We start from the raw sequence: 13,807 nt of genomic DNA, 5'->3' as shown, positions 1-13,807 counted from the left end.
CACTGAACCGCCATTGGGCGGCGTCGGTGCCCGGGCTGCGTTTAGAGTGTCGGGCGACGGCCGGGGGGGCGTCGATTCCAAGCCGGACACTTCGTGGAGCTGTTCCCCTGATGACGCCTGCCACACAAGTACCCGTACTGCTCGACGCCATACCGCCCCAGCAGGAGCAGCGGGACAGCGGACGTGCGCGCCGCCCGCGCCTCTACGTCCTGGACGCGCTGCGCCTCATGGCCGCGCTGTCCGTGGTCGCCTTCCACTGGACCGGCGTCAACCTCCACCCGGAAGTGTGGGGCCAGAAGCCCAAGGCGATGATGCCCACCGTTAACGGCATCACCGCGTACGGCTGGATGGGGGTCCAGCTCTTCTTCCTGATCAGCGGCTTCGTCATCTGCATGTCGTGCTGGGGCCGTTCTCCCCGGGACTACTTCATATCCCGCGTGGTCCGGCTCTACCCCGGCTACTGGTTCGGCGTCATCGCCACCGCCCTCGTGGTGAACTTCGCCGCCACGGTCCGGGCGAGCCGCAAGCCCCTGGGCTTCAGCGACCTGCTGGCCAACCTCACGATGCTGCAGAAGCCCCTGTGGGTGCCCGACGCGGACGGCGTCTACTGGACCCTCTGGGTCGAGCTCCGGTTCTACCTGCTCTTCGCCGTCGTCGCCGTCATGGGGCTCACCTACCGGCGAGTCCTGGCGTTCTGCGGGATCTGGACGATCCTGGCCGTGATCACCCCGTACACGCAGATCGGCCTGTTGGACCTGCTGTTCCTGCCGAACGACGCCCCGTACTTCATCGCGGGCGTGGCCATGTACCTGATCTACCGCTTCGGTGTGAACCCGATGCTGATCGCGGTCGTCGCCTTCTCCTGGCTCATCGCGCAGAACCGGCTGCACGTCACCGTGGGGGCCTACCGGCACGAAGTGGGCTACGACCTGTCGTGGCCGATCGCCGCGGCCATCACCGCCGTTTTCTTCCTGGTGATGCTGGCCGCCGCCACGGGCGCCTTCAACAGGATCCAGTGGAAGTGGCTGACCGTCGCCGGCGCCCTCACCTACCCCGTCTACCTGCTGCACCAGGAGATCGGCTGGGCGCTGATCCGCTGGGGCCGCGACCACGGGCTCGCTCCGTACCCCCTGCTCGCGATGTGCCTGGCGGCGATCCTGCTGCTCTCCTGGCTGGTCCACCGCTTCATCGAGCGCCCCGGTTCGGCGTGGCTCAAGCGGATGCTGGAGAGCGCGAGCTTCTCGCTTCCGAAGAAGGACCCGGCGGTCGTCTCCCGCTAGGAGCGCCCGCCGGGTGTCCGGCGGAATTGGATGGGGCCCCGGGCCGCGACTTACCCTGTGACGTCGAGCGAGGTCCGGGACGCCCCGCGCCGAGGCCACCCCCACAGCCGATCCGACGGATCCGGAAGGTACGACCAGATGACCAGCAGCAGTACGGCGACCGCGGCCGAGGCAGGCCCCGGCCGGCACGTCCCGGACGGGGGAACGGGCTCCCGGGACGCCTCGCGGGCCACCCGGTCGGCCCGCTACGACTGGCTGTGGGCCGCCCTGCTGACCCTCGCCGTCGCCGCCGTCGGCATCGGCCGCGCGCAGCCCTGGCGGGACGAGCTCGCCAGCTGGAACGCCGCCTCGCGCAGCGCCGGCGAGCTGATCGACATGCTGGGCCACGTCGACGCCGTCTCCGGCCTCTACTACCTCCTGCTGCACTTCTGGATCTCCGTCTTCGGGGACTCCACCGCCATGCTCCGGCTCCCGTCGGCGCTCGCCATGGCCGGCGCCGCCGCCTTCGCCGTCCTGACGGCCCGTACGCTCTTCGACCGCCGGACGGCCGTCTTCACCGGGCTGCTCTTCGCCTTCGTGCCCGCCGTGTCCCGGTACGGCCAGGAGGCGCGGTCGTACGCCTTCGTCGTGCTCGCGGTCAGCGCCGCGACCTGGCTGCTGCTGCGGGCGCTGGAGCGGCCGGTCCTGCGGCGCTGGGCCCCGTACGCCCTCGCCGTGGCGGCCGCCGGGCTGTTCCACGTCGTGTCGCTGCTCTTCCTGCTGCCGCACGGCCTGATCGTGCTGCTGCGCTGGTGGCGCGACCGGCGCGGGCGCACCGTCGTCGCCTTCGCGGCGACCGTGGCCGTCGCCCTGCTCCCCGTCGTCCCGCTGGTGCTGCTGGGCCAGAGCCAGGTCGGCCGCCAGATCAGCTGGATCAAGACCCCGCACCTGCGGAGCGTCGCCGACCTGTGGAACAACCTCTTCGGCTCCCCGACCATCGGCCTCGCCCTCGCCGCGCTGGTGCTGCTCCCGCTCGCCTGGAGCCGGGGCCGGCGGCCCGCCGTCGAGCTGCTGCTGGCCGGCGCGGCCCCGATCGCCGCCGCCTGGGTGGTCTCGCAGGGCAGCACCTCGTACTTCATGGACCGCTACCTGCTCTTCACCCTGCCCGCCTGGGCGGTGCTCGCGGCCGCCGCCCTCGCGGCGCTGCGGCCGCTGCGGGCCGGGGCGTTCGTGCTGGCCGCGCTGATCCTCCTCGGCCTTCCCGACCAGCGGCAGATGCGTACCGAGTGGTCCAGGGTCGGCCTCGACGGCCAGGCCGCGGCGCAGCTCATCACCAAGGGCTACCGGCCCGGCGACGGGTTCGTGCCCGTACGCGGCGCCGACCGGGTGTTCATGATCGACTTCCAGGTGGAGTACTACCTGCCGGACCGCGTCCAGCTCAGGGACGTCTTCGCGGAGCGCTCGGCGCTGGACAGCGACGACCTGTTCCCGAAGGAGTGCGACCGGCCCGTGCAGTGCCTGCGCGCCACCCCGCGGCTGTGGGTGGTCACCTGGAGCGGCACGAAGGACCCGTTCCACAAGCTCCCGAAGGAACAGGCGGACGCGCTGCGCAGCCTCTACCGGGTGGTCGAGACCGAGACGGTGCGCGGCCTGAGCGTCACCCTGCTGGAGCGCGCCGCCTAGGGTCCGTCCGGCGTCGTCTACGGCCCGCACACCACCTGGTCGCCGGTGACGGCCTGGGCCTCCCCGCCCTGGTAGGGGTCCTCGGCCCGCACCGGCACCACCTTGCGGTACTCCGAGCCCGCCGTCACCAGCACCGTGCGGCCCTGCCCGGCGACCGCGCGCAGCTCGCTGCCCGGCAGCGCCGCCGCCACCGTGCGGGCCGAGCGGTCCCAGCGCGGGTCGTACGCGATCACCGTGCGCCGGACGTCGCGGCTGGCGCCGCCGACCGGGGCGCGGGTGGTGTCGAAGCCGGTGGCGCGCAGGGCCTCGTCCACCCGGCCGCCGAGCCCGTCGATCCGGGTCCCGTTCTCCACCTGGACCCGGACCTGCTGCGGCGGCACGTCCACCGGCACGGCGGCGGGCCGCTGCCGCCCGCCGGCGCCTCCGCCGGACCCGGGCGGGGCGAGCGGGCGGTCCTGGCGCAGCGCCTCGAAGAGCCGGGCGGCCTTCCGCTCGTCCCACTTCACCGTCGAGCCGATGCCCTTGACCGGGTACGAGGCGTCCCCGACCGGCACCGAGGCGAACTCGGACGAGGAGGGCGTGAAGTCGCGCATGGCCTGGCCCAGCGCCAGCATCTGCTCCGAGCCGAAGTCCCGGTCGGCCCGCACCGACCCCAGCAGGGTGGAGCTGACCTCCTTGAACTTCACCGGGTTGAGCAGCACCCCGCCCCCGGTGGCCTGTTTGACGAGGGCGGCGACGAACCGCTGCTGGCGCTGCATGCGGCCCAGGTCGGAGGCCCCGTCGACATGGCGGGAGCGCACGTACTGCAGGGCCTGGCCGCCGCTGAGCCGGTGCGTGCCGGGCGGCAGGTCCAGGCCGGTGTTCCGGTCGTGCAGGGCCTTGACGGTGCAGATCTCCACGCCGCCCATCGCGTCGACGGTCTTCATGAAGCTGCTGAAGTCCACCTCCAGGTAGTGGTCGATCTTGACCCGGGTCATGTTCTCCACGGTGCGCACGGTCAGGTTCGGCCCGCCCTCGGCGTAGGCGGCGTTGAGCTTCACGGGGTGGGGCCGGTGCGATTTGCCGGTCACCGGGTCGCGGTGCGCGGGCAGCTCGGCGTAGCTGTCCCGGGGCAGGCTGACCACGCTGGCCCGCTCCCGGTCGGCGGAGAGGTGCACCAGCATGATCGTGTCGGTGCAGTGGCAGGGGGCGCCGCCGAGGCGGTACTCGCGCTTCTCCTCCGGGCTGACCCTGTCGCGGCCGTCGGTGCCGACGAGCAGGAAGTTCATCCCGTGCCCGGCCTGCGGACGGTTCTTCATGTCCTTGAAGGGGTCGACCCGTTCGATCCCGGTGTCCAGTCCGGTCATCACCGCGTGCCCCACGGCCCCGGACCCCAGCACCACCAGCGACACCCCGGCCGCGATCCGCACGCCCCACCGGGGCCGGCCCTCCCGGCGCCGGCCCTGACGGCCGCCGCCGCGCGCACGCTGCGGCTGGGAGGGCCTGGCGGGTGGGGTGGGACGGTGCGGCTGGGGCACGGTGGACACCTCCGCGGGGAACAGCACGGGACGGAGCCGGCGGTTCGCTCACGGTGCTGACCGGCCGGCACATCGGGCAGATTCGTCAGAACAGTAGGCCCATACGATCAGCCGCTGTCCGTACCGCTCGTCCGCCGCGCACCCGTTTCCCCCGTACGCGGTAACGTGACACCGATACCCGACCGTGAAGGACGACATGCCCGCCCAGCAGCCCGCAGTCTCGGTGATCATGCCGGTGCTCAACGAGGAGCGCCACCTGCGTGACTCCGTCCGGCACATCCTCGGACAGGAGTACGCAGGCGAGATGGAGGTGGTGATCGCGCTCGGGCCGTCCACGGACCGCACCGACGAGATCGCCGCCGAACTCGTACGCGAAGACCCCCGCGTCCACACCGTCCCGAACCCCACCGGACGGACCCCCGCCGCCCTCAACGCCGCGATCAAGGCCTCCCGCCACCCGATCGTCGTCCGCGTCGACGGGCACGGCATGCTCTCCCCGAACTACATCGCCACCGCCGTCCGCCTCCTGGAGGAGACCGGCGCGCAGAACGTCGGCGGCATCATGCACGCCGAGGGCGAGAACGCCTGGGAGCAGGCCGTCGCCGCCGCGATGACCTCGAAGATCGGCGTCGGCAACGCGGCCTTCCACACCGGCGGCCAGGCCGGCCCGGCCGAGACCGTCTACCTCGGCGTCTTCCGCCGCGAGGCCCTCGAACAGCAGGGCGGGTACAACGAGGAGTTCATCCGCGCCCAGGACTGGGAGCTGAACTTCCGCATCCGCGAGGCGGGCGGGCTCATCTGGTTCTCGCCCGAGCTGAAGGTCCAGTACCGCCCGCGGCCTTCCGTACGGGCCCTGGCCAAGCAGTACAAGGACTACGGCCGCTGGCGCCACGTCGTGGCCCGCTACCACTCGGGCTCCATCAACCTGCGCTACCTGGCCCCGCCGACCGCCGTCTGCGCGATCGCGGCCGGTGTCGTGGCGGGCGCGGCCGTCACCCCGTGGGCCTTCGCCGTCCCGGTCGGCTACCTCGCGGCGATCACCGCCGGCTCCGTCCCGGCGGGCAAGGGGCTGCCGCCGAAGGCCCGGGCGCAGATCCCCGTCGCCCTCGCCACCATGCACATGTCCTGGGGCTTCGGCTTCCTCACCAGCCCGCGCTCGCTGGCCCGCAAGGTCATCGCGAGCCGGCGCCCCGCGGTCCCCGGCCGGGACCGTTCGCAGGTCTGACACCGCCCGCCCGGAGCCCCGGGAACGGCGGAAGGGGTGACCCGCGTCCTTTACGGACCGGGTCACCCCTTCGCGTTCATCCGGGCCCGCTCACCAGCGGTACGGCTTGTAGACCTCCATGCAGGCCCCGGTGTCCGAACCGTTGAGGGCGTCTGCCGTGTCCGGCACGGAACCGGCCTCCGGCGGCGCCTGCTGCGGGTAGACGGCGCCGTCGCGCCAGTCGGCACCCACGATCAGGGTGATCCGGGAGACGTCCGCGGACTGCTGCACCGCGGTGCCCGGGATGCCCATGGCCGCCGCCACGCTCTGCGCCTCGTCGGCCAGGTCGGGGGTCGGGTAGCGCACCACGGTGGTCTTCTCCGGGGTCAGCGCGCTGTCCGCGCGGGCCCCCGTGAAGCCCTTGGAGACCAGGGCCTCCGCCACCACGTTCGCCCGCCGGGGCGCCAGCGGCATCTTCTCCACGGCGGTGCCGTTGACCACGTTGACCTGGATCTTGTCCGGGGCGGTCGACGGCTCCCCGCTCGGCTGGCCCGGCTGCGCCGACTGGCCCGGCTGCGCGGGCTGCGAGGCGCCCGGGGCGGGCGCGGACGCGGACGGCGAGGCCTGCGCGGAGGGGCTCTGCGGGCCCGTCGGAGTGCCGTTCTTGTCGAAGGCCACGTCCTTGCGGAGCATCGCCCACAGCTTGTCGGCGTCCGTCGGGTTCACGATGAGCCGGTCCGGGTCCGAGGGGTCCTGGAAGGTCGGCATCGTCGTCATCGTGATGCGGTTGGTCGGCACGTCCTTGAGCTGCATGGCCAGGTTGTAGAGCTTCTTGACCGAGCCGATCTCCTCGGAGACCTCCAGCGCCTTGGTGCCGGCCTCGGCCAGCGCCGTGATCCGGCCGACGTCCGTGAAGGCGTTCTGGCTCTTGAGCTCGCGCATCATCGAGTTCATGTACATGTGCTGGGCCTGCGCCCGGCCCAGGTCGCTGCTGAACGCGTGCCGGGTGCGCAGCCACTGGAGGGCCTGCTCGCCCTTGACCCGGGTCGTGCCCTTCTGGAGCTTGAGGCCGGAGCCGCCGCCGGAGGTGGCTATCGGCCGGTCCCAGACGTTGTCCTTGACGCAGACCGGGACGCCGCCGACCGCGTCGGCCATCTGCACCACACCGGAGAAGTCGATCATCATCCAGTGGTCGATGTAGACGTTGGTCAGCTTCTCCCACGTGGCCAGCGTGCAGCCGGGGCCGCCGCGGCCGAGCGACTCGTTGATCATCGCCCGGGTCTTCTTGAACTTCTCGCCGGACTTCGGATCGGTGCACTCGGGTATCTCGACCCGGGTGTCGCGCGGGATGCTCACCACGGAGGCGTTCTCCCGGTCGGCCGAGACGTGCAGCAGCATCTGCACGTCGGCGAGCGGGGCGTTCCCCACGGTGTCGCGGCTGCCGCCGAGTTCGACGTTCTCCGGCTTGTTGCGGCTGTCCGAGCCGATCAGCAGGATGTTCAGCGGGCGCTGGCCCTTGGCGTTCGCGTGGGTCTTCTCCACGCCGCTCTCACCGCTCAGGCGCTGCCCGCTGCGGATGTTGCCGTTCAGATGGCGGTAGTAGAGGTAGCCGGCCGCCGAGGTCCCCAGGATCAGGAACGCCATGACGGACGCCACCCAGAACAGCACCCGGCGGCGCCGCCGCCGGACCGGAAGCCCGCTCTCCGGGGACTGGGCCGTACCCGAGCCCTTCCGGGGCGGGGGCACCGAGGCGGCGGCTTTCCCGTCGCCGTCGGATATGCCGTCGGCGGCCTGGTCGGGCGCCCCCTCCCCCCGCACGCTGCTGTGCTTCACGCGTCCCCCCTCAAGATCACTACTGGTCGGTATTGTGCCGGTCCTACCGGCTACCGCCCGTCATACGCCGGCCGGTCTAAAGGATCGGTGGTGCTGCTGGTGCGTGCCGTGCCGTAACAGCCGTCCGCCCAGGTGGCGCGGACCGTTCACTTCGCGCAGACCGCCTTGTCCGCCTCGACCCGCTGGAGCCCCTCGGGCGCCTGCTGCGGAGTCTCCGGAGCGCCGAGCGGCGTCCCGGGCTCCTTGAAGTCGGAGCCCAGTGTCAGCTTCATCGGCGTCCTCGGACCCGCGTCCACGGAACCCGCCTTCAGGGCCGCGCCGGACAGCCCCATCATGTCCGCCAGCGCCCGGGCCTGGTCGGCCTGGTTGGGGGCGAACTCCAGCTGGGTGGCGCCCAGCCGGGTGGAGGCGTTGCCGTGGTTGCTGGCCTTGTGGACACCCTTGGTGTTCTGCAGCCAGGTCAGGGTAGTGGAGGCCGATCCCGGGGGCCCGCCGCCGTTGTACACATCCACCCGGACGTCCCCCGCGGGCGCGCGGTCGCCCTGGAGGACCGCGTCCTGCCGGCTCTTGGCGTCGGCCTCGGCCGCCTCCTTCGCCGCCGCTTCCTTCCTCTCGACCTCGGTGAGCGAGACGTCCCCGCGGATCATCTGGAGCAGCGGCTCGGCCTGCGCCGAGTTGAGGACCACGGTCGACTTGCGGTTCGCCGGCTCGTTCGGATTGTCGAGCACCGGGAGCGTGGTGAAGGTGATGTTCTTGAGGTTCATGTCCTTCAACTCACCGGCGAGATCGGTGAGCTTGCCGATGGACCCCAGCCCCTGGTCCACCGTCAGCGACTTGGTGGCCGCCTCCGCAAGCGACACGAACTTCTTCGGACTGGTCAGCGTCTCCTTGGACTTCATCTCCCGCATCATCGAACCAAGGAACTGCTGCTGGGTCTTGATCCGGTCCAGGTCGCTCTCGTTGCCGAAGGCGTGCCGCGTCCGCACGAAGGCCAGCGCCTGCTCGCCCTGGAGCCGGTGCTCGCCCGCCTTCAGGTTCAGCTTGGAATCGCGGTCGTTGACGTCCTTCTCCACGCAGACGGGCACTCCGCCCACCGCGGTGCTCAGGTTCTTCACCGCGTTGAAGTCGACCATCATGAAGTTGTCGACCTCCAGGCCGGTCAGCTGCTTGACCGTGCGCATCGTGCAGCCCGGGTCGCGGCCTTCCTGGCCCAGGCTGTTGTTGAAGCGGGTGCCCTTGGTGCCGGGGATGTCCTTCACCGAACCGTTCGACTGCTTCGTCGGGCAGGCCGGGATGTCGGTGATCAGGTCGCGCGGGATGGACAGCGCCGTCGCGTTGGTGCGGTCCTTGGACACGTGGAAGAGGATCGTGGTGTCGGCGTGGCCGACGCTCTCCGCGTCCCCGTAGCCCTCGTTGCCCTTGCCGCTGCGCTTGTCGGTGCCGATCACCAGGATGTTGATCGGCTGGTCCTTCTTGAAGCCGCCGCCCACACCACCGGTGTCGATGACCTTGAGATTGCCGTTCAGGTGCTCGTAGTAGAGGTACGAGCCCAGCCCGCCGGCGACCAGCAGCAGCGCCAGCGTCCCGCCCGTCGCCACCAGGACCTTGCGGCGCCGCGGCGGGCCACCGCCCTGGCGGGGACGGCCGCTCCGCCGCCCGCCGGGCGGGCCTTCGCCGCGGCGGGGCTTGGGGACGGCCGGGGAGGGAGTGGTCGGCGCGGAGGGGGCGGCGGCGGATCTGCGGGATCTGCGGGGTGCGGCGACGGTGTGCTGCTGCGCAGCGGAATGCCCCAGTCGCAGTTCGTAGTTGCCGGTGCGGGGATTGAGCACCCACTGGTCTGCGGGGTCGATCTCGTCCGCCCGCCCACGGCTTTGCGCATCCACGGTTGCTCGAATCCTCCGTCGGTGCTTCGCGACGCGCCTCCCCCCAGGCGCGCGGTCAACGATCCGGCTGCTGGTGCACGGCCTCTTTCACGGCCGGTGCACCGGATCGCTCACCTTATCCGGCCAGGTCAGCGCCAAACCATGCTGGTGACAAAATCCACTCTCTCTATAACGGGCCAAACCGCCCATCGGGCTCGGCCGGACCCCGGGCTTTTGGATTGCTTTACCGGCAGTCGGCCGCGGCCGCCGTCGTTCCCGTGAAAGTCGGCACCGGAGCTGCCGGTACGGAGCTTCCGCTTCTCACCGGCGCCGGCTCCTGCGAGGCCGCCGCCGAACCGGTCGCCGTGGCCGGTCCCGCACCCTCGCGGACCGGCTCCGAAGGCTGCGGGCGGGGCTCCGGATCGGGCACCGGAACGGCCTCCGGCGGGGTGATCGTCAGCGGCCGGTCCATGCGCAGCTGCTGGAACAGCCGTGCCGCGTCCGGCTCCACGAGCTCGTCCCGGTTGGGGTCGGCCGCGTACGGGCGACGCGGCACGGTCAGGAACTTGACCTGGTCGGTCGGTATGTCCCGTACGCCCCGTACGAGTTCATACAGGCCGCGCAGCGACGCCAGCCCCGGATCGGTGGTCACCGAGGAGGTGGCCGCGTCCAGCAGCGGATACAGCCGCGTCGGGTTCAGCAGCACCCCGTTGCTCTGCACCTTCTCCACCAGCGAGCCCAGGAACTGCTGCTGGCGCTCCATCCGTTCGGTGTCGCTGCCGTCACCCAGGCCGTACCGGGCCCGCACGAACCCGAGCGCCTGCTCGCCCCGGAGCAGCTGGCGCCCCGCCGGGAGGCTGAGGTGGGCCTCCTCGTCCACCACCGGCCGGTTCAGGCACACCTCGACCCCGCCGACCGCGTCGACCATCTTCTTGAACCCGCCGAAGTCCACCACCATGTGGTGGTCGATGCGGATCCCGGTCAGCCGTTCCACCGTGCGGATCGTGCAGGCGGCCCCGCCCCACTGGAAGGCCCAGTTGAACTGCGCGAACCGCTCGCCGGTGCGGGTGCCGTCCGGCTTCAGACAGCTCGGGACCTCCGTCATCAGGTCCCGGGGGATCGAGACGGCCGTGGCGCTCCCGCGGTCCGCCGGCAGGTGCAGCAGGATCGTGGTGTCCGAGCGCTGGGTGCCCTCGTCCTGCCCGTAGCGCGAGTTGGCCGTGCCCGACCGGGAGTCCGAGCCGATCAGCAGGATGTTCTGGGCACCGGCCCCGAAGTGCGCCGGGCGCTCGCGCTCGTAGCGCCGCAGCTCGGCCTCGGCGGAGGTGTCCTCGGTGATGTTCCCGTCGAGCTTCGCGTACAGCCACCAGCCGGCCGCCGCCCCCGCCAGGACCAGCAGTACGAACCCCAGACCGATCCAGCGCAGCAGCCGGCGCCGGCGTCCGCGGACGTGGGCGCGGGCGCGCGGGGGCGTGCCGCCGTCTCCGGCCGCTCCGCCGCCGTCCGGTATGCCCGCGCTGTCCCTCACTGGCGCTCTCCGCCCGTCACCCTGCCGGAAACCGGCCGTACGGGTGAGCACGGCCTGGAGCCGATCCTGCCCCCGGGCGACGTCGACGGCCCGGGGGCAGGGGCCTGGCAAGGGCCATGCGGGTGACAAATCGCGGCGGAGCCGCCGCCCGGACGGGTACGGGCAGGCCCCGGGCGGGTGCGGCCAGGCCTGAGAGTGGTCCGGACAGGCCTTGAGGGGGGTCCGGTCAGGCCTTGAGGGTGACGCGCTCGCTCTCCACGCGCTGCTCCAGCGCCTCCGGCGACAGCGCGTCCAGGTTCCGGCACAGCACCACGGAGCCGCCCGTGGCCAGAGCCCCGTACAGCCCGGCCGACAGCCCCTCCCAGCTGTCGTAGCCGAGGCCCGACAGCACCCGGGCGCCCTCGCCGGCGCCCCGGCCGGCCGCGTCCGCGCGCGCCCGCTCGACCACGTCCGCGTACGAGAGCTCCTCGCCGCCCACCACCAGGCCCGGGCCGTCGGCGTCGACCGGCACGAACGGCGCGAACCGGTCCCCCTGACCCGGCACCTCCACCGCGTAGTCCGCGAAGCCGGCCGGCGGCTGCGGGAACCGCCCGCCCAGCGGGCGCAGCGCCAGCGCGACCCGCTCACCGGAGCAGGCACGGGCCTCCTCCAGCGTGTCGGGCCCGCTCACCACCAGGTCGGCACCGGCGGGATCCCCGCCCACCTCGGCCACCACCCCGACGGACGCACAGGCGAGCAGCCATACGGCGCTCTGCCAGTGCGCGGGGAGCAGCAGCGCGAGCCGGTCACCCGGCTCGGCGCCCAGGTCGCCCTGGAGCAGGTTGGCGGTCTTGGCCACCCAATTGGCGAAGGTGGCGACGGACAATTCGACGCGCTCGCCCGTGGCGTCGTCGTAGAAGGTCACGAGCGGGCGGCCCGGATCGGCGGCGAGCGCGGATCGCAGCAGGTCGGCAGGGGTGCGGTCAATGGCGTTCACCCGCCCCAGCGTACGCGGGCCCGTCCCCCGTACGGGGGGTGGCGGCTCGCCCGTACGGGGGTGGGCGGCCCCGCTGATCGTCGGACGGATCGTCAGTTCTCCGATGGCGCTTCGTGGTGGCTGTGCCCAGCATCGCTTCCATGCGCGGATTCCTTGCTTCCTCCATCGGCGTCGCGACGGCTGCCGCACTGGCCCTGCCGCTCGCGCTATCCACTCCTGCCCTCGCCGAGTCGATCCCGGCGGACCCCGCCGGCTCCACCCAGTCGCTGCCGCTCGTCCCGCTGGCGCCCTCGGGCGCCCGCATCCCCGGCGTGCCCGGCATGAGCGCCGCACCGGACCCGGCCGAGACCCGGGGCCTGGCGGCGCGCGAGGTCAAGACGTTCTCGCTGGTCGGCGTCGTCTGGGACGACGTGAGCACCCCGCTCGTCGGCCGCGTCCAGGTCCGTACCCGCGCGGTCGGCACGCGCCAGTGGTCGGACTGGCAGGACATCGAGACCCACAACGGCGAACACGCCGCCGACCCCGACGCGCTGGAACGCGGCACCGGCCGGGTCCGCGGCAGCACCGCCCCGCTGTGGGTCGGGGCCTCGGACGGCGTGGAGGTCCGTGTCCAGGCGGAGACCGCCGACACCCGGGCGGCATCCCGGCTGCCGTCGGGCATGCGGATCGAACTCGTCGACCCGGGGGCGGAGGCGCCCGTGGCGGTGATCGACGGCAAGAACGGCGCCGGCGGCACCACGACCCGCCCGGCGCAGCGCCCCCCGGACGACTCGGACGACGACAAGGGCGACACGGCGGTGCAGACCGGCATGACCATGGAGACGGCGGAGGCCTCCTCCGCCAACCTCCCGCACGCCCCGCTCGGCGCACTGGAGATCCCCGCGCTGAACAAGGCGGACTCCACGGCCGACGCCGTCTTCGCGAGCGACGGCGAGCTCACGGCGGCCGCCGCGCCGTACATCGGCCCCCGCCCGAAGATCGTGACGCGGCGCGGCTGGGGCGCGGACGAGTCCCTGCGCGAGACGGGCTTCGTCTACACCGGCACCGTCAAGGCCGCCTTCGTCCACCACACCGCCTCCGGCAACAACTACGCCTGCAAGGACGCCCCGGCGGTGATCCGGAGCCTGTACCGCTACCACGTGGTGAGCAGCGGCTGGCGGGACTTCGGCTACAACTTCGCCGTCGACAAGTGCGGGACGGTCTACGAGGGCCGGGCGGGCGGAGTCGCGAAACCGGTGCTCGGCGCGCACACCATGGGGTTCAACACGGACAGCATGGGCATCGCGGTGATCGGCAGCTACACCTCCACCGCCCCGCCGGCCCCGGCGGTGGACGCGGTCGCACGGCTCACGGCCTGGAAGCTGGGCCTCTTCGGGGCGGACCCGAGGGCGAAGACCACCCTGAAGTCGGGCGGCGGCAACCGCTACCCGAAGGGCAGCAACGTGAAGCTGAACGTCATCTCGGGCCACCGCGACGGCTTCGCCACGGAATGCCCGGGCCGCCTCCTGTACAAGGAGCTCCCGCCGACCCGGACCTCGTCGGCGAAGCTCCAGGGGCGGTAGGGGGGGTACGTAGGGGGTACGTCGCCTCGCGGTCCGGGACCGGCTGTCGCCCCCGCGAGGGGGCGGGGTGGGGGAGCGGGGTGCGGACTGGGCGGTGTCAGGGCTGGTTCGGGGGTTTCCCGTCAGTCCCATCGTCCTTCCGGGGCTGGACGGGAAGCCCCCCAAAGAACGGCACGGTCGATGGGTGGAGGGACGGGTCTCTCAGCGATGAGACGAGGGGCCGTGCGTCGGCCGGCCGGGCGTCCGGGCCCTGTGATCCCTGGTTCCGGGCCGGGGGCGCGGCCATGCGCACGAGAGGTCGACCGGACCCCCCTGCGGAGCACCCGGGCGCAGCAGATCGCTACGCGCTCCTCTCGTCTCGGCGACCGGCGACCGCCCGTGGC

At 72.3% G+C, this 13,807-nt stretch carries 9 protein-coding genes; 4 read left to right on the top strand and 5 right to left on the bottom strand.

Annotated elements, in window-relative coordinates; genetic code table 11:
• Positions 1–110 precede the first annotated feature (110 nt).
• Together ACZ597_RS25215 and ACZ597_RS25210 are read left to right on the top strand one after the other, a co-directional pair.
• Entirely contained in the window at positions 111–1,280 is a 1,170-nt protein-coding gene (locus ACZ597_RS25215) for an acyltransferase family protein (RefSeq protein ID WP_471334190.1), read from the top strand.
• Between the two features lie 138 nt (positions 1,281–1,418).
• On the top strand, positions 1,419–2,942 hold the full coding sequence (locus ACZ597_RS25210) for a glycosyltransferase family 39 protein (RefSeq protein WP_471334187.1): 1,524 nt from the start codon (positions 1,419–1,421) through the stop codon (positions 2,940–2,942).
• Between the two features lie 17 nt (positions 2,943–2,959).
• On the opposite strand, the gene ACZ597_RS25205 is transcribed toward ACZ597_RS25210, so the two are convergent.
• Positions 2,960–4,468: an LCP family protein gene (locus ACZ597_RS25205; protein WP_471334185.1), complete on the bottom strand. Its 1,509-nt coding sequence runs from the start codon at positions 4,466–4,468 to the stop codon at positions 2,960–2,962.
• Between the two features lie 187 nt (positions 4,469–4,655).
• Between ACZ597_RS25205 and ACZ597_RS25200 the strand changes: the two genes are divergently transcribed.
• Entirely contained in the window at positions 4,656–5,684 is a 1,029-nt protein-coding gene (locus ACZ597_RS25200; RefSeq protein WP_471334182.1) for a glycosyltransferase family 2 protein, read from the top strand.
• 90 nt (positions 5,685–5,774) lie between these two features.
• Here ACZ597_RS25200 and ACZ597_RS25195 read toward each other — a convergent pair whose 3' ends face one another.
• From ACZ597_RS25195 to ACZ597_RS25180, 4 genes are all read right to left on the bottom strand, one after another.
• Complete coding sequence (locus ACZ597_RS25195) at positions 5,775–7,307, bottom strand: LCP family protein (protein ID WP_471334677.1); 1,533 nt, start codon at positions 7,305–7,307, stop codon at positions 5,775–5,777.
• A 335-nt stretch (positions 7,308–7,642) separates the two neighbouring features.
• Entirely contained in the window at positions 7,643–9,379 is a 1,737-nt protein-coding gene (locus ACZ597_RS25190; RefSeq protein WP_471334179.1) for an LCP family protein, read from the bottom strand.
• Positions 9,380–9,602: 223 nt separating this feature from the next.
• Positions 9,603–10,886 carry an LCP family protein gene (locus ACZ597_RS25185; RefSeq protein WP_471334176.1) on the bottom strand — a complete coding sequence of 428 codons (1,284 nt, stop codon included), beginning with the start codon at positions 10,884–10,886 and terminating at the stop codon, positions 9,603–9,605.
• Between the two features lie 226 nt (positions 10,887–11,112).
• Entirely contained in the window at positions 11,113–11,862 is a 750-nt protein-coding gene (locus ACZ597_RS25180) for a TIGR03089 family protein (protein ID WP_471334174.1), read from the bottom strand.
• Between the two features lie 140 nt (positions 11,863–12,002).
• Here ACZ597_RS25180 and ACZ597_RS25175 point away from each other — a divergent pair, with 140 nt between their 5' ends.
• Positions 12,003–13,424, top strand: a complete 1,422-nt coding sequence (locus ACZ597_RS25175) for a peptidoglycan recognition protein family protein (protein WP_471334171.1) — start codon at positions 12,003–12,005, stop codon at positions 13,422–13,424.
• Positions 13,425–13,807 lie beyond the last annotated feature (383 nt).

This window comes from Streptomyces sp. NPDC040718, assembly GCF_055593565.1.
This window is presented reverse-complemented; position numbering and strand designations above follow the sequence as displayed.

Excerpts from the sequence above, each read along its gene's own strand:
- ACZ597_RS25195 (WP_471334677.1), bottom strand. The coding sequence starts at position 7,307 with ATGGCGTTCCTGATCCTGGGGACCTCGGCGGCCGGCTACCTCTACTAC.
- ACZ597_RS25210 (WP_471334187.1), top strand. The coding sequence starts at position 1,419 with ATGACCAGCAGCAGTACGGCGACCGCGGCCGAGGCAGGCCCCGGCCGG.
- ACZ597_RS25215 (WP_471334190.1), top strand. The coding sequence starts at position 111 with ATGACGCCTGCCACACAAGTACCCGTACTGCTCGACGCCATACCGCCC.
- ACZ597_RS25200 (WP_471334182.1), top strand. The coding sequence starts at position 4,656 with ATGCCCGCCCAGCAGCCCGCAGTCTCGGTGATCATGCCGGTGCTCAAC.
- ACZ597_RS25175 (WP_471334171.1), top strand. The coding sequence starts at position 12,003 with ATGCGCGGATTCCTTGCTTCCTCCATCGGCGTCGCGACGGCTGCCGCA.